At 70.3% G+C, this 26,657-nt stretch carries 25 protein-coding genes and 1 tRNA gene; 11 read left to right on the forward strand and 15 right to left on the reverse strand.

Annotated features, from left to right (window positions below; genetic code table 11):
- The first annotated feature begins 6 nt into the window (after window positions 1-6).
- Both ABZ794_RS06785 and ABZ794_RS06790 read left to right on the forward strand, forming a co-directional pair.
- Complete coding sequence (locus ABZ794_RS06785; RefSeq protein WP_210781791.1) at window positions 7-984, forward strand: carbohydrate kinase family protein; 978 nt, start codon at window positions 7-9, stop codon at window positions 982-984.
- Window positions 985-1,074: 90 nt separating this feature from the next.
- Window positions 1,075-1,998, forward strand: a complete 924-nt coding sequence (locus ABZ794_RS06790) for a hypothetical protein (RefSeq protein WP_238690779.1) — start codon at window positions 1,075-1,077, stop codon at window positions 1,996-1,998.
- Between the two features lie 24 nt (window positions 1,999-2,022).
- Here the strand turns inward: ABZ794_RS06790 and ABZ794_RS06795 are convergent, their stop codons facing one another.
- From ABZ794_RS06795 to ABZ794_RS06815, 5 genes are all read right to left on the reverse strand, one after another.
- A complete protein-coding gene (locus ABZ794_RS06795) occupies window positions 2,023-3,069 on the reverse strand; it encodes an NlpC/P60 family protein (protein WP_210781793.1) in 1,047 nt (348 codons plus the stop codon).
- Window positions 3,070-3,094: 25 nt separating this feature from the next.
- The gene (locus ABZ794_RS06800; protein WP_210781794.1) at window positions 3,095-3,580 is read right to left on the reverse strand and encodes a poly-gamma-glutamate biosynthesis protein PgsC/CapC; all 486 of its coding nucleotides are present in this window, start codon (window positions 3,578-3,580) and stop codon (window positions 3,095-3,097) included.
- On the reverse strand, window positions 3,577-4,854 hold the full coding sequence (gene pgsB / locus ABZ794_RS06805) for a poly-gamma-glutamate synthase PgsB (protein WP_210781795.1): 1,278 nt from the start codon (window positions 4,852-4,854) through the stop codon (window positions 3,577-3,579). Before pgsB ends, ABZ794_RS06800 begins: the two co-directional genes overlap by 4 nt.
- 2 nt (window positions 4,855-4,856) lie before the next feature.
- A complete protein-coding gene (locus ABZ794_RS06810; protein ID WP_210781796.1) occupies window positions 4,857-7,061 on the reverse strand; it encodes a HAMP domain-containing protein in 2,205 nt (734 codons plus the stop codon).
- Between the two features lie 154 nt (window positions 7,062-7,215).
- Window positions 7,216-8,427 (reverse strand): CapA family protein, encoded by a 1,212-nt coding sequence (locus ABZ794_RS06815; protein ID WP_238690780.1) that lies wholly within the window; start codon window positions 8,425-8,427, stop codon window positions 7,216-7,218.
- Window positions 8,428-8,655: 228 nt separating this feature from the next.
- Here ABZ794_RS06815 and ABZ794_RS06820 point away from each other — a divergent pair, with 228 nt between their 5' ends.
- A complete protein-coding gene (locus ABZ794_RS06820; RefSeq protein ID WP_210781797.1) occupies window positions 8,656-10,014 on the forward strand; it encodes a glycoside hydrolase family 6 protein in 1,359 nt (452 codons plus the stop codon).
- Window positions 10,015-10,133: 119 nt separating this feature from the next.
- On the opposite strand, the gene ABZ794_RS06825 is transcribed toward ABZ794_RS06820, so the two are convergent.
- Window positions 10,134-11,378, reverse strand: a complete 1,245-nt coding sequence (locus ABZ794_RS06825) for an MFS transporter (protein ID WP_210781798.1) — start codon at window positions 11,376-11,378, stop codon at window positions 10,134-10,136.
- Window positions 11,379-11,575: 197 nt separating this feature from the next.
- Here ABZ794_RS06825 and ABZ794_RS06830 point away from each other — a divergent pair, with 197 nt between their 5' ends.
- Complete coding sequence (locus tag ABZ794_RS06830) at window positions 11,576-12,226, forward strand: CGNR zinc finger domain-containing protein (protein WP_210781799.1); 651 nt, start codon at window positions 11,576-11,578, stop codon at window positions 12,224-12,226.
- 200 nt (window positions 12,227-12,426) lie between these two features.
- A tRNA-Arg gene (locus ABZ794_RS06835) sits at window positions 12,427-12,499 on the forward strand.
- 16 nt (window positions 12,500-12,515) lie between these two features.
- Here the strand turns inward: ABZ794_RS06835 and ABZ794_RS06840 are convergent.
- From ABZ794_RS06840 to ABZ794_RS06850, 3 genes are all read right to left on the reverse strand, one after another.
- Window positions 12,516-13,835 carry a M23 family metallopeptidase gene (locus ABZ794_RS06840; protein ID WP_357514594.1) on the reverse strand — a complete coding sequence of 440 codons (1,320 nt, stop codon included), beginning with the start codon at window positions 13,833-13,835 and terminating at the stop codon, window positions 12,516-12,518.
- Between the two features lie 84 nt (window positions 13,836-13,919).
- Window positions 13,920-14,519, reverse strand: a complete 600-nt coding sequence (locus ABZ794_RS06845; RefSeq protein ID WP_210781801.1) for an ATP-dependent Clp protease proteolytic subunit — start codon at window positions 14,517-14,519, stop codon at window positions 13,920-13,922.
- 137 nt (window positions 14,520-14,656) lie between these two features.
- Complete coding sequence (locus ABZ794_RS06850; protein ID WP_210781802.1) at window positions 14,657-15,154, reverse strand: helix-turn-helix transcriptional regulator; 498 nt, start codon at window positions 15,152-15,154, stop codon at window positions 14,657-14,659.
- Window positions 15,155-15,372: 218 nt separating this feature from the next.
- On the opposite strand from ABZ794_RS06850, the gene ABZ794_RS06855 reads away from it, so the two are divergent.
- Window positions 15,373-16,386, forward strand: a complete 1,014-nt coding sequence (locus ABZ794_RS06855; RefSeq protein ID WP_030329269.1) for a potassium channel family protein — start codon at window positions 15,373-15,375, stop codon at window positions 16,384-16,386.
- Window positions 16,387-16,458: 72 nt separating this feature from the next.
- On the opposite strand, the gene ABZ794_RS06860 is transcribed toward ABZ794_RS06855, so the two are convergent.
- Window positions 16,459-16,938 (reverse strand): MarR family winged helix-turn-helix transcriptional regulator, encoded by a 480-nt coding sequence (locus ABZ794_RS06860; protein ID WP_210781803.1) that lies wholly within the window; start codon window positions 16,936-16,938, stop codon window positions 16,459-16,461.
- 82 nt (window positions 16,939-17,020) lie between these two features.
- Between ABZ794_RS06860 and ABZ794_RS06865 the strand changes: the two genes are divergently transcribed.
- Window positions 17,021-17,665 carry an NAD(P)H-dependent oxidoreductase gene (locus ABZ794_RS06865; RefSeq protein ID WP_238690784.1) on the forward strand — a complete coding sequence of 215 codons (645 nt, stop codon included), beginning with the start codon at window positions 17,021-17,023 and terminating at the stop codon, window positions 17,663-17,665.
- 68 nt (window positions 17,666-17,733) lie between these two features.
- Here ABZ794_RS06865 and ABZ794_RS06870 read toward each other — a convergent pair whose 3' ends face one another.
- The 3 genes from ABZ794_RS06870 to ABZ794_RS06880 form a co-directional block, all read right to left on the reverse strand.
- Complete coding sequence (locus ABZ794_RS06870; protein WP_210781805.1) at window positions 17,734-18,768, reverse strand: 2-oxoacid:ferredoxin oxidoreductase subunit beta; 1,035 nt, start codon at window positions 18,766-18,768, stop codon at window positions 17,734-17,736.
- Entirely contained in the window at window positions 18,761-20,608 is a 1,848-nt protein-coding gene (locus ABZ794_RS06875) for a 2-oxoacid:acceptor oxidoreductase subunit alpha (protein WP_210781806.1), read from the reverse strand. Before ABZ794_RS06875 ends, ABZ794_RS06870 begins: the two co-directional genes overlap by 8 nt.
- Window positions 20,609-20,888: 280 nt before the next feature.
- The gene (locus ABZ794_RS06880) at window positions 20,889-22,367 is read right to left on the reverse strand and encodes a hypothetical protein (protein WP_357514599.1); all 1,479 of its coding nucleotides are present in this window, start codon (window positions 22,365-22,367) and stop codon (window positions 20,889-20,891) included.
- 129 nt (window positions 22,368-22,496) lie between these two features.
- Here ABZ794_RS06880 and ndhC point away from each other — a divergent pair, with 129 nt between their 5' ends.
- Complete coding sequence (ndhC, locus tag ABZ794_RS06885; protein ID WP_210781808.1) at window positions 22,497-22,874, forward strand: NADH-quinone oxidoreductase subunit A; 378 nt, start codon at window positions 22,497-22,499, stop codon at window positions 22,872-22,874.
- Between the two features lie 67 nt (window positions 22,875-22,941).
- Here the strand turns inward: ndhC and folP are convergent, their stop codons facing one another.
- Window positions 22,942-23,811, reverse strand: coding sequence for a dihydropteroate synthase (gene folP / locus ABZ794_RS06890; RefSeq protein ID WP_210781809.1), 870 nt, complete (start codon window positions 23,809-23,811; stop codon window positions 22,942-22,944).
- A gap of 156 nt (window positions 23,812-23,967) precedes the next feature.
- On the opposite strand from folP, the gene ABZ794_RS06895 reads away from it, so the two are divergent.
- Both ABZ794_RS06895 and ABZ794_RS06900 read left to right on the forward strand, forming a co-directional pair.
- The gene (locus tag ABZ794_RS06895) at window positions 23,968-24,600 is read left to right on the forward strand and encodes a DivIVA domain-containing protein (protein WP_210781810.1); all 633 of its coding nucleotides are present in this window, start codon (window positions 23,968-23,970) and stop codon (window positions 24,598-24,600) included.
- On the forward strand, window positions 24,597-25,094 hold the full coding sequence (locus ABZ794_RS06900) for an SRPBCC family protein (protein ID WP_210781811.1): 498 nt from the start codon (window positions 24,597-24,599) through the stop codon (window positions 25,092-25,094). The genes ABZ794_RS06895 and ABZ794_RS06900 overlap by 4 nt, the downstream gene beginning before the upstream one ends.
- Here ABZ794_RS06900 and ABZ794_RS06905 read toward each other — a convergent pair.
- The gene (locus ABZ794_RS06905) at window positions 25,039-25,959 is read right to left on the reverse strand and encodes a sterol desaturase family protein (RefSeq protein ID WP_307850469.1); all 921 of its coding nucleotides are present in this window, start codon (window positions 25,957-25,959) and stop codon (window positions 25,039-25,041) included. The genes ABZ794_RS06900 and ABZ794_RS06905 overlap by 56 nt on opposite strands.
- Before the next feature lie 113 nt (window positions 25,960-26,072).
- On the opposite strand from ABZ794_RS06905, the gene ABZ794_RS06910 reads away from it, so the two are divergent.
- Entirely contained in the window at window positions 26,073-26,654 is a 582-nt protein-coding gene (locus ABZ794_RS06910) for a DNA-3-methyladenine glycosylase I (protein WP_210781812.1), read from the forward strand.
- Window positions 26,655-26,657: the final 3 nt, after the last annotated feature.

The raw sequence follows: 26,657 nt of genomic DNA on the forward strand, positions 1-26,657 counted from the left end.
CCCCGCATGATCGCCGTATCCGGCTCGATCGCGACCGACCATCTGATGCGCTTCCCGGGGCGGTTCGCCGAGCAACTCATCGCCGGCAGCCTCGACACCGTCTCGCTCTCGTTCCTCGTCGACGACCTGGTCGTCCGTCGCGGCGGGGTCGCTGCCAACATCGCCTTCGGGCTCGCTCAACTCGGGCACCGGTCGGTGCTGCTCGGTGCGGTCGGCGGCGACTTCGGCGACTACCGCAGCTGGCTGGAGCGGCACGGGGTCGACTGCTCGGAGGTGCAGGTCAGCTCCGTCGCACACACCGCCCGGTTCATCTGCACCACCGACACCGACCTCTGCCAGATCGCGTCGTTCTATCCCGGCGCGATGGGTGAGCCCGACCGGATCAGCCTCGACGGTGTCGCCGCGCGGGCCGGCGGGCTCGGGCTCGTCATCGTCGCCGCGGAGAACCCGGAAACGATGCTCGCCCGCGCCGCCGCCTGCCGCCGGCTGGGCCTGCCCTTCGCGGCCGACCCGTCACAGCAGCTGGCCCGGATGCCGTCGGCCGACATCGAGGCGATGATCAACGGCGCTCGCTACCTGTTGACGAACGAGTACGAGGCGGCGCTGCTGGAGTCGAAGACCGGGCTGAGCGAGGACGACATCCTGCGCCGCGTGGGCGTGCGGGTCGTGACCCTCGGCGCCAACGGGGTACGCGTCACCGGGCAGGAGGGTGACTTCCTGGTCCCGGCGGCGCGGGTGGGCCGCATCGTCGACCCGACCGGCGTCGGCGACGGCTTCCGGGCCGGCTTCTTCGCCGCGCTCGCCGCCGACCTGCCCATCGAGCGCGCGGCACAGGTGGGCTGCGTACTGGCGGCGCACGTGCTGGAGGTCGAGGGCCCGCAGGAATACACGGTCGACGCCGACGCTTTCGAGCGCCGCATCGCCGACTCCTACGGCCCGGACGTCGCTGTCGACGTGCGGGCGCTGGGGCTGGCTCGGGTCTGACCGGGCCAGCCGGCCGAGGCGCGCGAGGTTCGGTGCCGCGTCGGAACGAGCCGGAGCGGACTCTCCGGGATGATCGGATAGCCTGCACGTGTGCGTACACCGCTTCCGGCTCCGAGTTCCACTCGCCGGGGACTGTTCGCGGCGGCGACGCTGGCACTGCTCGGGGCGGGGGCGTGCGCCGACGCCGAGCCGAAGTCCGAACAGCAGCGAGGGCCCGATCCTGAGCTTCTGATCGACGAGCTGACCGCGGGCCTCTCCCGGGACAATCCCTACCGTGACCCGGACGCGGGGGAGCGGGCGGCGGCCCAGCGGGCAGCGCGATCGCTGGTCACCGAGCCGGACGCCGGCGCCGACCTGGATCGGGTCTTCGACGACCTCGGCTTCCGGGCTCACCACGGGGCGGACCCGGTCACCGGCCGGCCGTTCAGCCTCTACCTCGCCGACGGGTCCGACGACCGTTCCTGGGGTGCCGTGTTGGTGGACCGGAGCACGACCCCGCGCACGGTGATCGAGGTGCCGCACCCCGGCTTCGACATCAACACGGAGAAGCTGGGGCTGGTGTTGTACCGCAAGGCACCGGCCAGCGTGCTGCTGGTCGCTGGGGCCCACCGGCAGGCCGCCGACGGCGACGCGGACGTTGCCCACAATGACCGGTCGCTGTTCCACGCCCTGGCGACCGAGTTCGCCGACAACGGCCTCGACCAGATTCAACTGCACGGCTTCGCCGACCGGAACCTGCCCACGTCCGACGCGGTGGTGTCGACCGGTTCGGCTCCGGTGACCCCGGTGGCCCGCCGGATCGCGGACGGCCTCTCCGGGGCCGGGCTGAACACCTGCCGGGCATGGGTGAAGAAGTGCGGCCAACTTGAGGGCAAGACCAACGAGCAGGGTCGGGCGGCGGCGGCACTGGACGCCGTCTTCATTCACCTGGAGCTGAGCTGGTCGGTCCGGCGGGACACCGAGGCCCGTAGCCGCGTCGCGAGGGTGCTCGCGGAGCAGCTCACCGTGACCTGACCCGACGGTCGGTTGCTGTCGAGGTCAGATCCGGCGGGCCGTCCGCCAGCGCAGTGCCCAGTAGCCGGTGCCGTCCAGGATGGACTCGCCACCCAGGTCACCCATCGTGGGGCCGTTGGCGGTGGTGCGGCTGGAGATGAACCGGTGGTGTCCCCGGTCGTCAACGCCGAGGTACATGCCGGAATGCTCGATGTTCGCGCCCTGCACCGGCCCGGCGTTGAAGAAGAGAAGGTCGCCGGGGAGCAGCCGATCCAACTCCCGGGCCCGCTTGCCGGTGTTCGGCATGAGCAGGGCCCCTGGCCCCACCGAGGCCATCGCGGTCGCCCGCCGCGGCAGACCGGGGCCGGCGTTGTTGGTACCGAGCAGCGGATAGCCCATCCGGTAGCCGTAGACCATGCGCAGGAAGCCAGAGCAGTCCAGGCTGCGGATGTGCGACGGTGCCGGCTTCTCCTTCTTGTCGGGGAACTCCCACGGCACCCCGAGGTAGTCGTAGAAGTCGGAGTTCTCCGCGCGACCGTCCGGGTCGATGTCGGAGAGCGGCCCGAAGGCGGCGTCGCCGGAGTACTGCCGGCCCTTCGAATCCTTCTTCGGTACGGCGACGTAGGTGTATTCCCGGGCCACCGCCAGCACGTCCGGGGAGCGGTCCGTGCGAGCTTTCCGGAACCAGTCGGTAAACCACTTCTCTTTCTCGGCGCCCGCCCGCCACTCTCGGGGGGCGAGTCGTACCCAGAGATCGGCGGGCACCTTGGCCTTCGTGAACCGTGCCTCGGCGAACGTTCGCTGCGGGCCGCTGATGTGCACGGTGCGAGCACCGTCGGTCATGATCGCGACGGTCTTCCCCTTGGCGTCGAGCATCTGCGTCCGGTCCGGCGCGGTCAGCCGTCGGTAGCTGTAGCCGGCGCCGCTGGGCGGGGCGGCCTGCGCGGCCTGCGCGCCGAGGCTCAGCTCGATCGGATCCGCCGCGGTGTGCCGGACGACGACATAGGTGAAGGTGCTGCCAGCTGTCAGCAACGCGAAGGCGGCGACGGTCATCAGCACGGCGCGGCCCCGGGAGTAAGTCCGGTAGTTCATGCCTGTCCCTTGTCGGTGTCCGGTTTCAGGTGACCGGCACGAAGCCGGCCACGACGCCGCTGAACGCCACGCCGTAGGTGATGGCGGTGACCATGACGGTGGCCAGCACGGTTGCTTTCGGTGGCTGCCGCACGAGCTGGTAGGCGATCAGCCCTGGCGCCACGAAGCCCAGGGTCTGATGCGCGAAGAGCAGCGGCAGGTCGCGTTGGACGATCACGAACAGCGTCATCTGGAGGAGGACGCTGAGCAGGACGATCGCGGCGAAGAGGCGCTTGCCGTAGAGGATCACCATGCGCTGCATCACCCGGGTGAGAACGTACGTGACGACCGTCATCACCACGATCACCGCGGCTTGGAGCGGGTCCTCGATCAGCGCGAGCGCGATCCAGCCCGGCGTGATCATCCCGCCGGGCGAGAGGTTGGTGGTCAGATAGCAGAGCAGCGCGAAGACCAGGCCGATGCCGAGGCAGGCGGTGGCGAGCTGCGCGCTGAGTTCTCCTCCGAATGTCACCGGTAGGTCCTTCCGAGAAACACGGTCTCGCCGTCCACGTCCGAAGTGCGCGCGGTCGGCGGACGGAGCATCGATTCGGCGCTGGTGTGGTCGTTCGGTTCCCAGCTCGGCAGCGCGGCCAGCTCGTGCAGCAGCACCTCACCCTGCCCGTGGATGTTCCCGACGGCGACGATGGAGGCGTCTTCCGCGGTCACCGCCATGACCTCGCTGATCAGCCGCTCCGACGGGAGTTTGCCGCCCAGGTCGACCACCCGGCTCTGCAAATCGGCGGGCACGTTGACCCGGGCACTGCGGGTCATCTCTCCGATCAGGACGATGCGTTGCGGTTGGACCCGGCCGGCGAGCGTACCCATCTGACCGTTCCGCTCCACCCGGTCCGGTCGGCAGTTGATCACCATGGTCAACGGCTGGCTGATCAGCCGTTGCTTCTCGAGTTGCTCGATGTTCATGAACGTCGACTCCGGGTCGTTGGCGGCGAAGATGTTGGCGAACCTGACCCGCTTGTTGCCGTAGAGAACCCGGGCCACCGAGAGCACACCCGGATCGGGTGGTGCCGACCACATGCCGGCGAGGGCACTTCGCCGGTCGACGCCGAGCTGTTCGGCAACGGCGAGCGCGATGGCCACGTTCTCCTTGAAGGTGATCCAGCCGAACCCCGACATCTCCTGATCGGTCACCGACTCGGGGTCGACAGCGATCAGCTGGCAGTTCCGGTTGGCTGCCTCCTTCTCCAGGATCGCCAGCCGGTCCTTTTCCGCGGTGATGCAGATGCCGTCCTCGGGCATCGACCGGCTCAGCGACCGAGCCACGTCGTCGAGAGTCGGCCCCATCTCCGCGAGGTGGTCCTCGCGAACGTTGCAGAGCACCCCGATGGTGGACCGGATGAGCTTGCTCTGGTTGATCTCCTGCAACGCCGGCATGACCGCCATGCACTCGATGACCAGCGCATCCGGGTGATAGACAGCCGCCCGTCGAACGATGCCGATCTGCTCGACCACATTGGCGATCCCGAACTTGCGGTGTACCGGCTCCTCGCTGGCATCCGGGAAGATGAACCGGGCGGCGGTACCGGTGGTCTTGGCCACCACGACCTTGTCGCCGCCGCGCAGCGCGCCCGCGCAGAGCCGTGTGATCGAACTCTTGCCACGGATGCCGTTGACCAGCACGCGGTGCGGGATGGTGTTGAGGTTGCGGTTGTGGTTCCGCTGTTCGATCACGCCGGCCACCAGGAGCGCGAGGCAGCAGAGGGCGTAGACGGTGTACAGGTAGAACATGCTCAGCCCCTCGTCGCCCGGTTGCGCGTGCCGGCCGCGTGCCGGACGCGGGCGAGGACGCTGGTCCGGTCGGCTCCCGCGCCACGCAGCCGCAGCGCACCACCGAACCGGGCGGACCCGGTGTGCCGGACCTGGCGACAGATCTCCAGGCACATCGCGATCGCGCCGATGTCGTCGTGGCGCTGTGGCGGAACGGGCAGTTCCACAGTCCCGTCGCTCATCCGCTCAGCGAAGGCACTCAACCTCCGCAACGGCCGGACGAAGATGTAGAGCTGCCACACGTGGGTGAGCAGGGCGATGCCGACCACTGCGCCAGCCAGCAGCAAGGTCCAGCGCCGCTCCACCATCGTCGGTAGGCGCAGCCCGGCGACGTCCTGCTCCAGCACGACCGCCCACTCGAGGTGGGCGACGGTCGTCGGCGCGGTCAGACCGGAGGCGGCGATCATCGCCGGGGCGCCGTCCTCGGTGATCGACCGGCCAACCGTGCTGCCCGGCAGCACCTCGACCGCAATGCTGCGGGCCAACTCGCCCTGCAGCGGCTGGAATGCCTGGAAGCCCTCCGAATCCAGGATCGTCCGCAGCTCCGCGTCGACGACCCGGACCCGACCGTCGACCCGACGGACCAGCCCGAGAAGACGGTCCGGGTCGAACTCACCAACCACCGCGTAGCCGTCGGCGCGCTGGTTGAAGGCGTACACCAGCGGCAATCGATCGGCCGTGTCGTCGAGGTGAATGCCGACCTCGCCGGGCAGCGGCGCGACGGCCCGCAGCGGTTTCCGACCCGCCCCCGCCACCTTCTTTCCGTCGCGATCGATCAGGTACAACGCCCGGAGCCGCTGCTCGTCGGCGAGTTCCCGGTCGAGTTCCCGGTCCGCCTGGGCGAGGTCCTTCGAGGTCACCCCCTGCGACACCCGGGAGACGGTGGTCAGGCCGTCGTCGAGCAGGTGTCCCAGCGCGTTGCTGGCCTCCTCGGCTCGGCTCTCCTCGTCCCGCACCAACTGCACGGGAATCGCCGGATCGGAGGCCTGCAGCGCGAGCACCGTGGCTGCCACTGGCCAGAGCATCGCGATCACCACGGCGACGGTCAGGCCCTGGAGAACGGTCGGCCGCCACCGCCGGTCCGGCGGGTACTGGTCGCCTGAGGTCAGGGCCAGTGCCCGCGCGATCCGGTGCGCTTCGCGGATGCGCATCGGCGCGCGGTGCCGCGTCATCGCGCCGCAGGCGTCGGCCTTCGCCTGATCCAGCAGCGCCCGGACCGGCCGGACCAGGGACATGCGCATGAGTACGAAGCTGAGCAGGGCCACGACCAGCAGACTGAGCCCGAGCAACGCCCCCTTGGTGCCCGAGGTCCCCCCACTCACCTCGGAGGCGAGCAGGGAGACGACAACAAGTCCGGTCTCACCCACCGGCGCGGACGACACCACCAATCTGCGGTCCTTCCACTCCTTGACGACCACCTCACGGCTTTGCGGCGAGTCGGACCCGGCCTGGCCGGCGAAGACCGCCGGCAGGTGCACGGCGTCGACCGCATTGGCCCCCTGCATCAGGCTGCTCTTGCCGTCGGGGGTGATCATGTGGATGCCATGTCCCGCATCGGGGTTGAGTCGTAGGTTGCGCATGGTGACCGGCTGGATCGCGAGCACCGACCGGGTGTCGTCCAGCGCGACGGAGTAGACCAGCATGGGGCCATCCGGCGTGGTGACGGCGATGGTCCTGTCGACGTCAAGCACCGGCGGCAGCAGGTCGATCGGCAGCGCCGCGCCCTTGGCGGCGAGAGGTCGCCGGGAGGCGGTCTCGACGATCGCCGCGCCGGTGAAGCCGCTGCCCTCTTCGACCAGCCGGTTCAGCAGGTCGGCCTCACTCGCGGCGCCGCGATCCAGCATCGTCCGGCTGAGATCGGTCGCCAGGCCGCGGGCTTCGACCTGCATGCTCGACGCCAGCTTGGTCACGACGTCACGCTGCGAGTCGACGACGGCCGGGAGTACCCCGGGCTGGGCGCTGACCGCGAACCCGAGGATCGCCACGGCAACCACGAACATTGTGGTCCAGAGGTAGACCAGTGAGGGCGCGCTCGCACCGGCAGGGAAGGCCGCTGCTGGCAACTGCTGGTCGAGCGCCCGTCGCCGCCACGCCAGCAACTGTTCCTGGTCGTCTGTGGGGCCAGCCGCCGACTGCCATGGCGCATACTGCGCCGACCTGCCTGACACGAAACGACAACCTTCCCCGTGGAACTGCCCCCTGGACCGCTACTCGTCCAGCCCGTCAGCCGGGGACAGCCGCCGGCCGTCGCGAATGCTAGCAAGGTGCACCACCACGAGATCCGTGATGATTTCGCTTTCGTTACCGGCTGTTTCGGGTTCGTTATCGGCGCGGTACGCCGCGTACCACCAGGCCCGCCGTGTCAGCGGCCCTGGTTAGGAGGTTGCCCTCGATCCGCTCGACCGCGGCCTCGTAGATGCGGCGTCGACCGGGGGACAGGGTGGGATCAGCCAACGCCCGCTCAAGATCGACCATACGGATGTCCGGGTTCAGATCAACGAAGGTGGGAATCGCCTCGATGGCCACCACCTTCCACCTCTTCGTCTCGCCGGCCGGACCGAACGTCACCCGGGTCATCGCGCCGTCACGGTTGGCGTTGACCGGCTCGGCATGCCGGGCGATCTGGTTGCCCATCCCGTAGACGATCCAGGTGTCGCCGATTCGCTCCACCGGCTGAACCACGTGCGCGTGGTGCCCGAAGACGACGTCCACGTCGTCGATGGCGGCGATCTGACGGGCCCAGGTCTGCTGGTCAACGTCCGGCTCGTGCTCGTACTCGGTGCCCCAGTGCAGGCTGACCACCACGATCTCCGCGCCCGCATCCCGAGCCGCCACGGCGTCCCGCCGGATCACCTTCGCGTCGATCAGTTTCGCCACCCACTCCTTGTCGGCGGGCGGGCGCAGGCCGTTGAAGCTCTTGGTGTAGCTGAGGTGCCCGATCTTCACGCCCTTGGCCTGATAGATCTTGGCGATGCGGGAATCGCGCTTGGTCCGGTAGCTGCCGGTGTGCCCCAGGTTCGACTTGTCCAACGCGTCGAGGGTCCGCTTGACGCCGTCGTACCCCTGGTCGATGGTGTGGTTCGAGGCGGTGGAGCAACCGTCGTACCCGACGCCCTTGATGCCCTTGACCACCTCCTGCGGCACACTGAACTTCGGGAAGCCGATGTACGGGCCTCCCGGCGGTGCCAGCGCGGTCTCCAGGTGGCACAGGGCCAGATCTGCGCTGGAAACGGTCTCGCGCACCGGGGCCAGCATCGGGCCGAAGTCCAACTCGCCGCCGCCGTCGCGCCGGGCCTGGTCCCACAACTCGGGGTGCACCAGGATGTCCCCCGCGCCGAGCACGGAGACGGTGCGTCCGGCGACCTTCACCGATGCGCCCAACGGGCGGGGCGGGTCGGCCGGCGCGGGCGATTCAACCGACCAGGGTCCGAGGGCGTAGATCGCGCCTACCCCGACCGCTAGTGCGATCACACAACTGAGGATCGTCCGTAGCGTGCCGGAGAACCCGCCGCTCGGCTGAGAATTGCTCGCCACCGCGACAGGCTAGTACGCCCCGGACCGCGCCCTCCTGGCGGCGTCTGGGCCAGCGACCCGGCGACGGCAGGATTGACCACTTTTCGAACGGAGAAGACGGCAGCCCCTCGCACCGGCCTCGCGCGAACCATGGCTTCACACCTTGGCAGCGGCGCGCGCCTCCGCTAACGTCCATGGGAACGCTCCCATGAACTTAGATACATCTATGTGATCTGGAGGCAACACGTCGTGGCTATCCTCTCCTCGCTCCGCCGCAGATCGGCGGCCATCAGCGTGGCAGCTGTCGCGGGCGCTACCGCCGTCGGCGTCTGCCTCGCCGTCAGCAGCGCCTCCGCCGGCACGCTGTCCGGGTCGCTCTACCGTGACCCGAGTTCGGCCGTCGTCCGCTGGGTCGCCGCCAACCCCGGTGACTCGCGTACGGCCGTCATCCGCGACAAGATCGCGAGTCAGCCGCAGGCGCGCTGGTTCGCCAACTTCAACCCCTCGACCGTGCAGTCCGAGGTCTCCGGGTTCATCGGCGCCGCCAACGCGGCGCAGCAGATCCCGGTCCTGGCCGTCTACGAGATCACCAACCGGGACTGCGGCGGGGCCAGCGCCGGTGGGGCGCCGGACCTCAACCAGTACCAGACGTGGGTGTCCAACTTCGCCAGGGGACTGGGCAACCAGACCGTCATCATCATCCTGGAAACCGACTCGCTCGCTCTCCTGACGTGCCTGAGCGGCGCCGAGATCAACGCGCGCAACGAGGCGATCTCGACGGCCACCCGGACCATCAAGTCGGGCAACCCCAACGCCAAGGTGTACCTCGACGGCGGCCACTCCACCTGGAACAGCGCCGGTGAGACGGCCAACCGGCTCCGGGCCGCCGGCGTGCAGTACGCCGACGGCTTCTTCACCAACGTGTCGAACTACAACTCCACCTCCAGCGAGGCGAACTTCGGTCGGGCGGTCATCTCCGCCCTCAACGGCATGGGGGTCTCGGGCAAGCGCCAGGTCATCGACACCAGCCGCAACGGGGGCGCCAGCGGGGACTGGTGCGGCGACGACAACACCGACCGGCGCATCGGGCAGTACCCGACGACCAACACGGGTGACGGCAACATCGACGCGTACCTGTGGGTGAAGCCGCCGGGGGAGGCGGACGGCTGCCGCTTCACGGCCGGTTCGTTCCAGCCCGACCTGGCTTTCAGCCTGGCCAACGGCGCGCCCAACCCGCCCACCACCGCCCCGCCGACGACCACTCCCCCGACCACGACCCCGCCGACGACCACGCCGCCAACCACCCCTCCGCCGGCCGGTGACGGCTGCTCCGCGTCGATAGCGGTCAACCAGTGGGCTGGCGGTTTCACCGCGAGCGTGACTGTCACCGCCGGCCAGTCCGACATCAACGGCTGGAACGTGACCGTCGCGCTGCCCGGCGGCTCGGTCACCAGCGCCTGGAACGCGCAGGTCAGCGGCACCAGCGGAACCGTCGGGTTCACCAACGTGAGCTACAACGGACGGGTCCTCGGCCGGCAGTCGACCAACTTCGGCTTCCAGGGCACCGGCACCGGCCCGGGCGTGTTGGCCGACTGCGTGACCAGCTGACCCACCCGATGCGGCGGCCCGGCGCGGAGGACCACTCTCCGCTCCGGGCCGCTCTGTGCCACCCCGGTGAACGCTCAGGTCGCGCTCGCGCCCCCGTAGCTCAGGGGATGCCGCACCGTCTATGTCCGTACGCTGGTCGCCTGCGGCTTCTCGGCATCGCGGCCGTGGATCGGGCGTGCCGACCAACTGCTGTGGTCGGGCTTGTGGCTCTTCCCTCTCCTGCGGGACATTTCGTGGCCGGCGAGCAACGCCATCGCCACGGCTGTCAGCAGGCCACCGAACAGTGGGATGACGCGCACACCGGCCGTCGCCAGCAGACCCGCGCCTATCAACGAGCCGGCCGCGAGGCCGAAGTTGAACGCGACGCTGAGGCTGGCCGACGCCATGTCGGTGGTCGACGGGGCCACCTGCATGACGCGGTGCTGAACTCCCGCGATCAGCGAACTGAACGACATCCCCGCCACGGCGAGCAACGGGATCGTCAATACCTTGCTCGCGCCAACTCCATGGAGGCCGAGCATCGCGGCGGTGAGGAGCCCCAGGAGAACCAGCACGACACCGAGCGGAAACCGGTCCAGGACCCGACCGACCGCCCAGGTGCCGGCGACGCCGAACGAGCCCTGGACGAAGAGCAGCAGGCCGAGAGACGCTGCGGCGAACCCGCTGACGTCGAGGAGAAACACGGTCATGTAGGTGAACGCGCCCATGGCACCGGTGACCGCGAGGACGGTGGCGAGGAGAAGTACGACGAAGCGTGGCCGGTCCGGCATCGGCCCGATGTCGCCCGCACTCTGCTGCGGTGTGACGCTCGGTAGGAGCAGGGCGACCGCGACGCAGGTGACGAAGCCGAAGACGGCCATCGCGACGAAGGCGGCCCGCCACCCGGCCTGCCCGCCCAACCAGGTGCTCAGCGGCACCCCGAGAACCGGGCCGAGCGCGTTGCCGATCGACAGTCGAGCCACGATGCGGCCTCGGATGTTCGCGGGGAACATCGAGATCGCTACCGGGAACACCACCGCCCAGAAGACGCCATTCGTGGTGGCGGACACCAGCCGCGCGGCGAGTAACACCTCGTAGGAGGTTGCGAAGGCCGACACCGCCGTCGCCGCGGCGAACACACCGAGGGCACCGGCGAGCAGCGGGCGCCGGGGCACACGCCTGGTGACCCGGGTCAGCGGGAGCGCCACAACCATGACCACCACTGCGTACCCGGTCACCAGCAGACCGGCCTCGGACCTGGAGCGTCCCAGGTCTGGCGCGATCAGCGTGAGCAACCCGATCGGAAGCACCTCGGTGGTGACGTAACAGAAAGTGGCTGCGGACAACGCGGCGAGGGCATAGACCGCGCGTCGTTGGTGCACCATTGGCTACCTCCCAGATCCTGGACGAGGTGTAGCGATCAGCCGCCCGGGATGAGGCATCGTGATCCCGGCTAACTTGGTTTTGACGGTAGCATAGCTAACCGTGGATCCCCGTTTTTCTCACGTGCGTAGCAAGCAGACGTGAGGTGCAGGCGCGGTGCGTAACTGTCTTAAACGGTTTAGGTGGTAGCGTCGGCGGTATGCCACTCGACGTGTGCCAGCTACCGTTGGTCGGCGGCCACCCGGCACTCGATCTGGTCAACACGCTGGAGCGAGGGGGGGAGTCGCCGCACGATTTCCTGTCCGACAGTTCCGCTCTGCTGCGGTGGTCGGTCCCGGTGGGCGTGATCAGCGACGCGGAGGCCGACCAGGTGGGCCGGGCGTGGCGCGACGAGCCCGCCGCGGCGCATGCGGGACTGGCCGCCGTGCGGGACATCCGTGAGGGGTTGTACGTCGTGATGCTCGCGGCGATCACCGACGCGGACGGTGGCACGGCGGGCGACCCCATCGCCGCCGGTGCCGCGCTGGTCGCCCTACATCAGCGCTGGTCCGGCGCGGCCGCCCGAGCGAGACTCGTGCTCGACTCGTCGCAGGTGCGACTGGTCTACGGCACGGTGCCGGCCATGTTGGTGCCCGACCGGATCGCGGAGGCCGCCCTCGACGTCATGCTGACGGCCGACCTGGCCCGGGTGCGCCGCTGTCCGGTGCCCGAAGGGGGCTGTGGCTGGCTGTTCCTCGATCAGAGCCGCAACGGTTCCCGCCGCTGGTGCCGCATGGCCGACTGCGGCAACGCGGTGAAGGCGCGACGGCTCACCGAGCGTCGCCGCGCGGCCCGGCCCGCCAGCTCGTAGCCGGTCGACGATGGTGATCGATGGTGTGCGTGGTGAGTTGCCGCCGGCGGCGGACCGGTCCTGACCTCATGTCGGTTCCACTGGCGTCCCGTCGGGTTGTCGCCCTGTGCTGGGACAACAGGCGTCCGGGTGGCGGGGCGAGCGCCTGCCGCTCCCTGCCACCCCAGCTGGAGGCCCGGGTCGCTAGACTGGGCCCTCGCGCCCCCGTAGCTCAGGGGATAGAGCATCGGTTTCCTAAACCGTGTGTCGCAGGTTCGAATCCTGCCGGGGGCACCTCGAAGACCAGCGGTCAGTCAGGCGGCGTAGATGAGCTTGACGCCGTCCAGGCCGAGTGCCGCTGCCCGTGTGCCGCGGATCCGCTGTTGAGGTTGCGCCAACTGTTGTTGCTGGCGGCCTCGTGCACCCACCCGTCGACGACGTTGTAGATGTGCTTCACCCCGTTGACGTTGAGCGCGGCCAGCGAGGTGCCCTGGGCGCCGTGGATGCCGGTCCACAGGTTGGCCCAGCCCGCGTTGCTGGCGGCCTCGTAGACCCGGCCGCCGTCCAGTGTGTAGAGGATCTTCGTGCTGCCCACTGTGATCGCCGCTACCGCCGAGGCCGGGATGCCCGTGTTCAGGTTCCGCCAGGCGTTGGCGCTGTGCGCCTCGTGTACGTAGCCGCCGACGATGCTGTAGACGTACTTGACGCCGTTCAGCGCGATCACCGAGATCGAGGATGAGCTGGCACCACCGACGCCGGTGTTGAGGTTGCGCCAGCCGTTGTTGCTGGCGGCCTCGTGCACGTACCCGTCGACGACGTTGTAGACCAGCTTCACCCCGTCGAGGTTGATCGCGGCCAGTGCGGTGCCCTGGGCGCCGTGGATGCCGGTCCACAGGTTGGCCCAGCCGGTGTTGCTGGCGGCCTCGTGGATCCGGCCGCCGTTGAGGGTGTAGAGGATCTTCGTGGATCCGAGGGTGATCGCGGTCGTCGCCGTGCCGGTCACCGCGCCCGCGCTGCCGGAGACCGGCAGGGCACGCCAGCCGGCGTTGCTGGCCGCCTCGAACACCTGACGGGGCTGGTCGGCTGGGTTCTGCTGGATGAAGACCAGCGGGTTGATCCGGGTGCCGGACGGGTCGATCATGTGCCAGTGCAGGTGTGGGCCCGTCGAGCTGCCCGAGCCGGGTGCGCCGGCAGCGCCGCCGGAGCGGCCCACGATCGTGCCCGCGCCCACGCTGGCACCATTGCCGAGCAGGAACTGCGACAGGTGCAGGTACTGGCTGCGGTACCCGTCCGCGTGGTGGATCGTGACGGTGTGCCCGCCCGTGCCGTTGTTGGGAATGTTCTGGATGGTGCCGGCGCCGCAGGCCGGCAACGCCGTGCCCACCCCCATCCCGAAGTCGATGCCGCCGAGTGACCCGCGGCGGAGGTGACCCTCCCAGGTGTCGGTGATCGGGTAGGCGCTGAACGGGTTGTAGATCGACGGTGCGGCCCGCGCGGCCTCGGGAATCAGCAGGCCACCGGTGCTGATGGCGCCCGCACCCAGCACCGCCGCGCGTAACATCGTGCGGCGACTCACGGCGGAGGTGGTCGTGTCGTCGCCGCAGCAGCTACCTTCGCGACCGTCAGCCATTCCCACTCCTTCTGCACCCGCCGAAATATCTACGGAGGCTAATGGGTGGGGTGGTCTGGCGGTACCGCGGCCACCAGACGTTGATCAGAGCGTTGGCAGCTGTTCGGCTCGGGTGACCACCTGGTCGATGAGACCGTATTCCCGGGCCTGCTCGGCGGTGAACCAGCGGTCCCGGTCCCAGTCTCGCTGGATCTCGTCGAGGGTCCGTCCACTGTGCTGGGCGATCAGCTCCTGCATCGTCCGCTTCACGTGCAGCATGTTCTCCGCCTGGATGGTGATGTCGGCGGCGGTTCCGCCCATCCCGCCGGACGGCTGGTGCATCATGATCCGCGAGTGCGGCAGCGCGTACCGCTTGCCGGCCGCACCCGCGCAGAGCAGGAACTGCCCCATCGAGCCGGCGAACCCGAGCGCCAGCGTCGCCACGTCGTTGCGGACGTAGCGCATCGTGTCGTAGACAGCCATTCCCGCGCTCACCGAACCGCCCGGCGAGTTGATGTAGAGGTAGATGTCGCGGTTGTCGTCCTCGGCGGCGAGCAGCAGGATCTGCGCGCAGATCTGGTTGGCCGACTCCTCCGTCACCTCGGTGCCGAGGAAGACGATCCGCTCCCGCAGCAGCCGCTCGAACACATGGTCACCGAAGGACGGCTGCCCGCCCTCCAGCATTCGCACGTCGTACCCGATCATGTGCCGCCGCCTTCCGCCGTGCCGGCGGGCGGTGGGGACCACCCGGTGGACCGGCCCCTTCAGCGTGCGGGCGACGGCAGTGGCTGGCCCAGTGATTCTGCCGCCGGCAGATCCGCCGACGGCAGAACCCACGCGGCCTACGCGACGGTCACCCGCCGCAGGCCCAGCCGGGCCTGTGCACAGTCAGCCAGGGCGGCGGTACGCGGACCGGGGCGCGAGCCACCAGCGGAGGCTCTTCCGTCGACGCTGAGGGTCGGCTCGCTCGCCACCGGCCCGCGGTGCAGGACGAACCCGCCGACACGTGGACCCACCAGCAGTGTGGCGTTGCCGATCTCCCGCCGAGTCGCATCGACCCGCTCCAGGTGGGTGAGCGCGGCGCGCGGCGCGGCCGGGAGGCGGGGTTCGACCCGGCGCATGTCGTCGCGGGCCTCGCCGAGCAGGTCGGCGAGGCTGATGCCGAGCGCTCGGCAGATCGCCGCCAGCACCTCCGACGAGGCCTCCTTCCGGCCCCGCTCGACCTCCGAGAGGTAGGGCACGGAGACGTCGGCCGACGCGGCCACCTCGCGCAGCGTGCGGCCCTGACGCTGGCGGTGGCGGCGCAGCACCCCGCCGATGACTCGTCGCAGTAACGACATGCCGGCCTCACTTTCGCGGTCGTCGTCGGGAACACCCTCATCATGCCCGTCCGCGGCCGTCCGGACCGACCCGTCCGGGCCCGCGCCGCTCCGTCGGCGGGCCCCGGGGCTCTCACCGGTGGGCGCCGCCGGTTGTCCGCCGCGACCCGGACGTGCGGTCGACGGTGTACCCGCTATGTTGTGGGCGTGCAGGCGACGGCGGGGGAGCAGGTTCGACGGTGATCCATTTTCCCGCGCAGCGCCGGGGCCCACTGAGCGCGCTGAGCCTTCGGCTCGCCGCCGCCCTGGGCCTGGTCTTCGCCGTGGTCGCCGCGGTCTACCTGGGCCGGGACGGCTACCGCGACGTCAACGAGGATGGCCTCACCCTCCTCGACTGCTTCTACTACGCGGTCGTGTCGCTCTCGACCACCGGCTACGGGGACATCACCCCGGCCGCGCCGTCGGCTCGGCTGGTCAACGTCCTCTTCATCACCCCGGCCCGAGTGATCTTCCTTATCATCCTGGTCGGCACCACCCTGGAAGTTCTGACCGAGCAGTACCGGACCGGCCGTCGCCTGTCGCGGTGGAGGAGAGCCGTGAAGGACCACGTCATCATCTGCGGCTACGGCACCAAGGGGCGCAGCGCTGTGTCCGCCCTGATGGAGAATGGTCTGGACCGCTCGCGGATCGTGGTGGTGGAGCGCAGTGCCGCCGCCCTGCGGCAGGCCACCTCCGCCGGGCTGGTGGCGATCGAGGGCTCGGCGACCCGGTCGTCGGTGCTGAACGAGGCGCACGTCAAGAGCGCGAAGGCCGTGATCATCGCGACCGACAGTGACGACGCGTCGGTGCTGGTCGCGCTGACGGTACGGCAGCTCACCGCTGGACAGGTCCGCATCATCGCGGCGGCGCGGGAGGCGGAGAACGCTCCGCTGCTCAAGCAGAGTGGCGCGCACCATGTGATCGTCTCGTCGGCCACGGCGGGCCGGCTGCTCGGCCTGTCCACCTCGGCGCCGCCGCTGATCGACGTGGTGGAGGACCTGCTCACCCCCGGTCAGGGCATGGCGCTGGCGATGCGTTCCGCCGAGCGGGACGAGGTGGGTCGCTCGCCGCGCGAGCTGGAGTCGTTGGTGATCGCCCTGGTGCGGCGGGGCAAGGTGGTCACCCTGGCCGACCGGGCCGGCGCGGTGATCGAGACCGGCGACATGCTCGTGCACGTACGCGACGACCGCCCCCAGTCGGCCACCACCGCCTGATCGTCCCACCGCGATCGGTCGGTGTGACCGCCGGCATGACGGCACCGCTGTCGCCGCTGTGGTGAGCCGGCGTCAGCAGGTGTCGTCGGCGACGCAGATCGCCTCGGTGCAGCTGACCGCCGTGCCGGTGGAGGCCCGGCTGAGCAGTTCGTAGAGCGTCTCCCGTTCGGCGGGATCAAGCGCGCCCAGCACCTCGTCCTCGGCGCCGGCCAGGGCGCATTCGGCCTCGCTGAGGCGTTTTGCCCCATCTTCGGTGAGTTCGACGACGTGTCGGCGGCGATCCTCGGGTGAGCGCCGACGCTCGATCAGCTGCTTCGCCTCCAGGTCGTTGAGCAGCCCGACGATGTTGGTGCTGTCCATTTCGAGGATGGTGGCGAGCGCCTGTTGCCCGGTGCCGCCGCCGGCACGCAGCACTGTGAGTGCGACCAGATGCCGGGGGCGTAGCCCCAGCGGCGCCAGCACCGACTCCGACCGCAGCCGCATCCGTCGGGCCAGATGGTCCAGGAGTGCGCCCGAGCGGTGCTCGGAGGAGTCGAGCGGCTGCGCGGACATGTGACCCAGTCTACCGACTCAGCGGAACATCGGCCTGCTATAAATAGTTGGTGCCTCACGAACGATCCCTGAAGGAGGAATGATGCATCTGCTGCATATCGATTCGAGCATCCGCGGTGACTGGTCGGTCAGCCGGCGGCTCACCGCCCGTGCGGTCGACGCATGGCGTGCGGCCCACCCGGACGGCACCGTGGCATACCGGGACCTGGGCGCCGAGCCGCTGCCGCACCTGGACGCGGACGGCGGGCTGGCGCGAATGACCCCTCCGGACCAGCACACGCCGGCCCAGCGCGAGTCCTGGCAGCTCAGCGAGCGGCTCGTCGACGAGGTGAAGCAGGCCGACGTGGTGCTGCTCGGCCTGCCGCTCTACAACTACGGCGCGCCGAGCAGCGTCAAGTCCTGGGTCGACCACCTGATCGTTCCCGGGCTGGCGTACGACCCGACGACCCAGGAGGGCCTGCTCGGCGGGCGCGATTTCGTGGTGCTGGCCACCCGGGGCGGCGGCTACGGCGAGGGCGCTCCTCGCAACGGCTGGGACCACGCCGAGCCGTGGCTCCCGCACGGCCTGTCGATGACCGGCATGGAGCCGCGCTTCATCAGCGCCGAACTGACCCTGGCGCCGTCGGTGCCGGCGATGGCCGAGCTGATCCCGCTGCACGAGGCGAGCCTCGCGGCGGCCGAGAAGGAGATCGACAACCTCTGGATGCCGGCCACCGCCCAGCGCTGAGAAAGCGCCGGTACGACGAGAGCGGCCGCCCCCGATCGGGGACGGCCGCTCTCGTCGGTACGGAGGGGTCAGATGATCGTCCAGGTGTCGCCGCTGCCCAGCAGGCCGGCGAGCTGCTGCTCGGGGGTCTCGGTGACCTTGGCCTTGGCGGCCGCGAGCTGAGCCTGCACCACGCTGTCGTAGGACGGTCGGTCCACCGAGCGGAACACCCCGATCGGAGTGTTGCGCAGGTCCAGGCCGGGCAGCCGGGACAGCGCGAAGGCGTAAGCAGGGTCGGTCACCGTCGCGTCGTGCACGACGATCTCCTCCGGGCGGACCGAGTTGGTGTCCCGGACCTCCAGGCCGAAGCCGCCCGGCGGGTGCACCACGCAGAACTGCCCGTCGGCCCCGAAGGTGATCGGCTGGCCGTGCTCCAGGCGGATCAGGTAGTCGTCCCGCGTGGACGGGTCCTTGAGCTGCTCGAACGCCCCATCGTTGAAGATGTTGCAGTTCTGGTAGATCTCCACGAACGCCGAACCCTCGTGCTCCGCGGCGGCCCGCAGCACCGACTGGAGGTGCTTGCGGTCCGAGTCGATGGTGCGGCCCACGAAGCTGGCCTCCGCCCCGAGCGCGAGCGAGAGCGGGTTGAACGGGGCGTCCGCCGAGCCGGCCGGTGTCGACTTGGTGACCTTGCCGACCTCGGACGTCGGAGAATACTGGCCCTTGGTCAGACCGTAGATCCGGTTGTTGAACAGCAGGATCTTGAGGTTGACGTTGCGCCGCAGCGCGTGGATCAGGTGGTTGCCACCGATGGAGAGCGCGTCGCCGTCGCCGGTGACCACCCAGACCGACAGGTCCGGCCGGGACACCGACAGGCCGGTTGCGATGGCCGGGGCCCGACCGTGGATCGAGTGCATCCCGTACGTGTTCATGTAGTACGGGAAGCGGGACGAGCAACCGATCCCGGAGACGAAGACGGTGCGCTCCCGGGGGATGTTCAGCTCCGGCATGAACTGCTGGATGGCTGCCAGGATCGCGTAGTCACCGCAGCCGGGGCACCAGCGCACCTCCTGGTCGGACTTGAAGTCCTTCGCGGTGAGCTTGACGGCGACGGGCTCAGACATTCTTCAGCACCTCTTCCAGCGTCGTCTCCAGCTCGGCGGCCGTGAACGGAAGACCGCGGACCTGGTTGTAGCTGATCGCGTCGACCAGGTAGCGGGCCCGGATGACGTGGGCCAGCTGGCCCAGGTTCATCTCCGGGATGACCACCTTGTCGTACGAGCGGAGCACCTCACCGAGGTTGGCCGGCATCGGTGCCAGGTGCCGCAGGTGCGCCTGAGCGATGGAGAGACCACGCTGGCGGACCCCGCGGCACGCCGCGCCGATCGGCCCGTACGTCGAGCCCCAGCCGAGGACCAGCACCCGGGCGTCGCCGTCCGGGTCCTCCACCTCGATATCCGGCACCGGGATCGTCTCGATCCGGGCGGCCCGGGTGCGCACCATGAAGTCGTGGTTGGCCGGGTCGTAGGAGATGTCGCCGGTCTTGTCGGCCTTCTCCAGACCGCCGATCCGGTGCTCCAGGCCCGCGGTGCCGGGAATCGCCCACGGCCGGGCCAGGGTCTCCGGGTCACGCAGGTAGGGCAGGAAGGTGGTGCCGTCCTCGCCGTTGGGCTTGGTGGCGAACTCGACCCGCAGGTCGGGCAGCGACTCCACGTCCGGCAGCAGCCACGGCTCGGAGCCGTTGGCGACGTAGTTGTCGGACAGCAGGATCACCGGGGTGCGGTAGGTGAGCGCGATCCGGGCCGCCTCCAGCGCCGCGAAGAAGCAGTCCGACGGTGACCGGGGCGCGATCACCGCGACCGGCGCCTCACCGTGCCGACCGTAGAGCGCCATGTTGAGGTCGGCCTGCTCGGTCTTGGTCGGCATGCCGGTGGACGGGCCGGCGCGCTGCACGTCCACGATCACCAGCGGCAGCTCCAGCGCCACCGCGAGCGAGATCGTCTCGCTCTTGAGCGCCACGCCGGGACCGCTGGTGGTGGTCACGCCGAGCGACCCGCCGTAGGAGGCGCCCAGTGCGGCGCCGACGGCCGCGATCTCGTCCTCGGCCTGCACTGTGAGAACGCCGAAGCGCTTGTGCTTGCTCAGCTCGTGCAGGATGTCCGACGCGGGCGTGATCGGGTACGCGCCGAGGAAGACAGGCAGCCCGGAGCGGACCCCGGCGGCGACCAACCCCAGCGAGAGCGCCGCGTTGCCGGTGATGTTGCGGTACGTGCCCGGCTTCATCTTGGCCGGCTTGACCTCGTAGCGGACCCCGAAGTCCTCGGTGGTCTCGCCGAAGTTCCAGCCGGCCTTGAAGGCGGCGACGTTCGCGGCGACCAGCTCCGGACGGGCCGCGAACTTGCGCTCCAGGAAGCGCAGCGTCGACTCGTAGGGCCGGGAGTACATCCAGGAGAGCAGCCCGAGCGCGAACATGTTCTTCGACCGCTCGGCGTCCTTCTTGGACACCTGGTGGGCGGCGAGCGCGCCGACCGTCATCGAGGTCAGCGCCACCGGGTGCACCACGTAACCGGCCAGCGAGTCGTCGTCCAGCGGGCTGGCCTGGTAACCGACCTTGGCAAGGTTGCGCTTGGTGAACTCGTCGGTGTTGACGATGATGTCCGCGCCGCGCGGCAGATCGGCCAGGTTGGCCTTGAGCGCCGCCGGGTTCATCGCCACCAGCACGTTGGGCGCGTCGCCCGGCGTGAGGATGTCGTAGTCGGCGAAGTGCACCTGGAAGCTCGACACGCCGGGCAGGGTGCCGGCGGGGGCCCGGATCTCGGCGGGGAAGTTTGGCAGCGTAGAGATGTCGTTGCCGAGCTGCGCCGTCTCCGAGGTGAACCGGTCGCCGGTCAGCTGCATGCCGTCGCCGGAGTCACCGGCGAACCGGATGACCACCCGGTCGAGTTGACGGATCTGCTTGGTCACTGTGCCACCTTCGTTCGCGACTGCGGGGCTTGCCCGGCCACGGAACCTCCTTGACGCAACGCTTCACCGCACCGCCCAGGGCTGGTCCGGCCGCTGTCGTTCCTCACCTGAGAGCCTACGTCTAAGGGAGCCCTAACCATCCCCGGAGGTCCGCCGACTGGGACCGGATCGGGATGCGAAATGCCCACTTCTGTGGGGTTACGCACCGCCCGCCGTAATTCAGATCACCACCGGGTCGCGCCGACGACCCCGGCCGCGCGCTGCCGGGGTCGTCAGTCGATCAGTCGACCGGGTTGGGCGCGGGCTCGGGCGGCGGACCGCCGAGCCCGCGGCGCAGCGAGGTCGTGGCCAGCGTGAGAGCCAGCACCATCAGCAGCGTGGAGACCGCGATCAGGATGACCGCGGTGCGCTGCACCGAGGTCAACCCGCCGTCCCCGGTCGTGGCGCCGGCGGGCAGTACGCCCTGCGAGCCGGTCGGCGCGGGCGGGGAGACCACCGGCGTGGCCAGTGCGGCCGCCGCGGTGATCCGGAAGCTCATCTGCACCCGACGGGTCGGGCCGCTGCGTGGATCGAGTTGACCGATCACGGCCCCGGACAGCGGCGCCTCCCGCTGCGCCTGCGGCGTCGCCTCCACCGGTAGCTGCACCTCGGCGGTCGTGCCCGCCAGCACCAGGCCGGCGTCGCAGCGGGTACGCGTCGGGTCGACCGCCACGCAGCCGAGCGGTGGGGTCGGCACGGTCACCCCGGCCGGCAGGACGACCTCGACCCGGCCGGCGGCGTCCACAGCGCCGGTGTTGCCCAGCCGGAGGGTGAGGGTGCTGGGGCCGCCGCTGATGTCGAAGGCCACCTCGTCGGCGGCGAGCGCGATCCCGGGCACCGGCGGGCCCGCTGGGAAGAGCACCGCGAAGCCCTGGTCGTCGGTCGCCTCCCCGACCGCTCCCGGCGCGTCCGCGATGACCTGGACGGAGCCGCTGAGCGGCATCTGCTTCCACGCCGTGCCAGCGACCCGCAGCCGGAGCACGGTGCTGAACCGGACGCCCGCTCCGGCGGTCCAGGCACCGCATCGGTACGTCCCACCACCGTCGGCGACGCAGCCCTTCGTGCCGGCGTCGGTCAGCCCGGCGGGCAGCGTGTACGAGAGTCGGATCTGTTCCGTGGTGGTACCGGTGTTGTGCACCGTGACCTGGAGGGTGGCTGCCGTGCTCGGCGTGTTCCAGTACGCCTCGGTGAGGGTGACGTCGCCGGTGGTGACCTGCACGCCCAGCGGGCTCTGCGGCGGCGGCGCCGAACCCGGGGCGGGCGGGCGGACCGTCGGCGCCGGCGGCGTTGGCGGGGCCGGGGGTGTCGTCGGTGGCACCGGGGGAGTTGAGCTGGGCGGTCGGGTGGTGCCACCTGGTGCGGGCGCGCTGGTGGTCGGCGCTGGCGGGATCTCCGGGGCGGTGGTCACCGGCGCCGGTGGCGTCGACTCCGGTGGTGGTGCGGTGGTCTCCGGTGCCGGGTCGGTCGGCTCCGGTTCACCGCCCGGGTCTTCGGTCGGGGTGGGCTCCTCCGCCGGTGTGGTCGGCGGCCCCTCGCCTCCCGGTTCGTTGACCGGCTCGGCCGAGGTCGCGACCGGGTCCGCGTCCGGTGCGGCCGCGCTGGCCCACGCCGGCCCCACGGCGAGCGCCGTGAGCAGGCCGAGCGCGAGCGCGGTCGCCAGCAGGGGCGTGGAACGCCGCCCCTCCGCCCGGTTACCGGGCGATGCCTTCACGCGGGCCATCTGTCCTCCGGTGACATGGGTGGGTGTCCAATATTCGGTAACAGTTGCCCCGGTGCACTAGTCCCATCTGGAAACAAATCCGTAACGTGTTTGGGACGACCCCTCCGGGCGGACGGTAGGCTCCCGACTGTGAACGGATACCTGGGCTCGTACGCGACGCTCGGGCTCCTGCTGCTCGCCAGCGTTGTCTTCTTCGTTACGGCGTTCTCGGCCAACCGGGTGTTACGCCCGGCGCGTCCGGCCGACCCGCCGGGCAAGCGGGCCAGCTACGAGTGCGGGCTCGACCCGGTCGGCGCCGACTGGGCGCAGATGCAGATCCGCTACTACGTGTACGCCTACCTCTACGTCCTGTTCGCGGTCGAGGCGGTGTTCCTCTTTCCCTGGGCGGTGGTCTTCGACCGGCCGGGCTTCGGTCTGGTGACGGTGGTGGAGATGGCGGTGTTCGTGGCCGTGCTCGCGCTCGGCATCCTCTACGCCTGGCGTAGGAACATCCTCCGCTGGACCTGAGCGCCACTGCCTCCGGCGATCGTGTCGGTCCGTCCGGCCGTTCGCGGTCGGTTACGGCGACGACCGGTCAGGCGAGCCCTCGGCGGGTGGCAGTGGGCGGGCGGTCGCCTCGGATCGAGGCCACCATGTCCAGCACCCGGCGGGTCGGGCCGACCTGGTGGGCCCGGAAGACCCGGGCGCCCGACCAGGCCGAGACGGCCGTCGCGGCGAGCGTCCCCTCCAGCCGTTCGGCCACCGGCAGGCCCAACGTCTCACCGATGAAGTCCTTGTTGGAGAGCGCCACCAGCACCGGCCAGCCGGTCGCGGTCAGCTCGTCCAGTCGGCGGGTGATCTCCAGCGAGTGCCGGGTGTTCTTGCCGAAGTCGTGCGCCGGGTCGATGAGGATGCCGTCGGGGCGTACCCCTGCCGCCACCGCGCCCTCGGCGAGCCCGGTCACCGTCGCGACCACGTCGGCGACCACGTCGGTGAAGGCTGCCCGGTGCGGCCTGGTCCGCGGCGTCAGCCCGCCGGCGTGCGAACAGACCAGGCCGGCGCCGGTCCGGGCGGCCACCCGGACCAACGCCGGGTCGACGCCCGACCAGGTGTCGTTGAGGAGGTCGGCCCCGGCCGCCACGGCCTCCGTCGCCACCTCGGCCCGCCAGGTGTCGATGGAGATCACCACCTCCGGAAACGCGGCTCGGACGGCGGCGATGGTGTCCACCGTGCGCCGGATCTCCTCGGCGACGTCCACGTCCGCGCCGGGGCCGGCCTTGACGCCGCCGATGTCGATGATGGCCGCGCCCTCGTCCACCGCCCGCTCCACAGCGCGAAGAGCGCTGTCCGCGGCGTAGGTGGCCCCGCGGTCGAAGAACGAGTCCGGCGTGCGGTTGATGATCGCCATCACCACCAGCTCGCCGGGGGCGAACGTGTGCCCACCCAGCCGAAGCGCCCCGGCCATGCCCGCCTCCTGGAAGTTCACGCCGTCGCCGCCGCGTCGGCCGGTCCCGACGCTAGTCGGTCGCCCGTCCACGATTCCGGCCGGGCGTCGGCACCGATCGTGATCGAGGCGGGTGGCGGGGTCGCTCCCGGCCGGCTGCCATGCCACGATCAGTACATGGGTCAGCTTCTGCTCCTCCTGGTTGTGGCGTTGACCGTCGCGGCGGTGATATTCGGCGTGACGGTGCTGGTCAGCGGGCGTGATCCCGGCCTGGTGCCGGCCGAGCCGGATTCGCAGGCCGTGGCGTTGCCGGGCACCCGCCCGTTGCGCGAATCCGACGTGGGGGCGGTCCGTTTCGACACCGGGTTGCGCGGGTACCGGATGGACCAGGTCGATCAGGCGTTGCGCCGTGCCGCCTACGACATCGGTTACAAGTCCGAGCTGATCGGCGTACTGGAGTCGGAGGTCATCGCCTTGCGTGAGGGGCGCACCGACGATGCGGACGTGCTGCGGCAGGCCCGCGAGCAGTCCGCCAGCAAGGTGGCTCCCGCGGAAGCGGCTGAGCCGGGCGAGGCGGCCGAGCCGGGCGAGGCAGTGGATTCGGGTAAAGACGTGCCGCTGACCGGCGAGGCGGGCTCGGCCCCGGTCGGCTCGACGACTCCCGGCCCGTTGCCCGCCGCCAGCTCGTCCCCGGCGGATTCCGACGGGGTGGCTCCCGCCGCCGCGCCCGCCGACGACGAGTCGGCCGATCGCGAGCAGACCGCCGGCACCGAGCAGCGCGACGCGGTGGTTCGGTCGGAGTCGGCGTGACCGAGCCGGAGGGCGCTGACGATCTTCGCGACGCGGCCCGACCCGGCGCCGGTGAGGTGACCGCCACGGTGATCGTCGAGGCCCCGGCGGCGCGGGTGTTCGCCGCGCTGCTCGCCTGGGAACGTCAGTCCGACTGGATCCCGTTCACCCGCGTCCGGGTGGTCGAGGGCGACGGGCGCGAGGGCAGCCGGATCGAGGCGGTGACCGCGCTCGGCCGGGCGACGCTGCGCGACGAGATGCGGGTGGTCCGGGTCGACGAGCCGTACGAGATCGGCGTCGTGCACCACGGCCAGCTGCTGCGTGGCCCGGGGGTGCTGCGCTGCACCCAGCTGGACCGGGACCGCACCCAGGTCGTCTGGCACGAGTGGTTCCACCTGCCGGGCGGTCGGGCCGGTCGGCTGGCCTGGCCGGTGCTCTGGCCCGGCTCCAAGCTCGGCCTCACCCAGGCGCTGAAGAGGTTTGCCCGTCTGGTCGAGCAGGGCCGGCTGCCCTGACCGGCGAGCCCGGTGCCGGCTGCCAGCCGGGTGCGCGGAAGAGATGCCCGACCCGGTGCCGCCAGGTCACCGCGGCGCGCACGTCCCGGGCGATCGAGGCGTACTCGTGGAAGGCCACCCGGACCGGGTTGTAGCTGCCGAGGTTCTTGGTCAGGCCGTACACGCAACGTTCCCGTTCCGGCGCGAACGACTTGAAGAGCCGGTCCCAGACGATCAGGATGCCGCCGAAGTTGCGGTCCAGGTAGCTGCCCTGCGACGCGTGGTGCACCCGGTGGTGCGACGGGGTGTTGAACACCGCCTCGTACCAGCGCGGCATCTTCTCGATCCGCTCGGTGTGGATCCAGAACTGGTAGAGCAGGTTGACCGAGCCGCAGAACGCGACCACGGCCGGGTGGACGCCGGCCACGATCAGCGGAATGTAGAACACCCAACTGGTAAGGCCGGTCCATGGCTGGCGCAGCGCTGTGGAGAGGTTGAACCGCTGCGACGAGTGGTGCACCACGTGCGAGGCCCAGAGGATGCGGATCACGTGGTGGCCGCGGTGCGACCAGTAGTAGCAGAAGTCCTGCGCGAGCAGGATCAGCGGCCAGGTCCACCAGAGTTCGGCGACCCGCAGCGGGGTGAGCGCGTAGAGCAGCGCGTACGCGGCGGCGATCGGCACCTTCCAGAGCAGGTCGGCGAAGATGCTGCCCAGCCCCATCGTCAGGCTGGTCGCTGTGTCGGCGCCGCCGTAGCCGACCTCGTCGTCGTCGCGGTGCAGCAGGTAGGAGACCCGCTCCAGCACGATGAGCAGCACGAAGGCCGGGATCGACCAGGCGATGACGTCCGGGAACTCCTTCACCGCGTGGCCTCCGCTCGCCGTCACCGGTCGGGGCGCACCGTCGGGTGACCTCGACCTACCGGTCGGTAACAAGCACCATAGGCAGCCGGGCGGCCGGTGGCAATGGGCTGTCGGACGGATGCCCTAGCGTGTACGAGGTGACTGACCTGGTGATCGGCGCGGATGGGCTGGCTCGCTGCGCCTGGGGGTCGAGCACCCCCGACTACGCCATCTACCACGACACGGAGTGGGGGCGGCCGCTGCGCGGCGACGACGCGCTCTACGAGCGGATGACGCTGGAGGCGTTCCAGTCCGGGTTGTCCTGGCTGACCATCCTGCGCAAGCGTCCGGCGTTCCGGCTGGCCTTCGACGAGTTCCACATCCCGACCGTCGCCCGCTACGACGACGCCGACGTCACCCGGCTGCTCGCCGACGCCGGCATCGTCCGCAACCGGGCCAAGATCGAGGCGGCGATCGCCAACGCCCGCGCCGCACTGGAGCTGCCGGAGGGTCTGTCCGCCCTGCTCTGGTCCTTCGCGCCGGAGCCCCGGCCAACTCGCCCCGCCTCGTTCGCCGAGCTGGCACCGATCACCCCGGAGTCCACGGCGATGGCCAAGGCACTCAAGAAACGCGGCTTCCGGTTCGTCGGCCCGACCACCGCCTACGCGCTGATGCAGGCCACCGGGATGGTCGACGATCACATCGTCGGCTGTCACGTCACCCTCCCACCGGCGACGTGATGA

It is taken from the genome of Micromonospora sp. NPDC047187 (assembly GCF_040643355.1).
Taxonomy (GTDB): Bacteria; Actinomycetota; Actinomycetes; order Mycobacteriales; family Micromonosporaceae; genus Micromonospora; species Micromonospora salmantinae.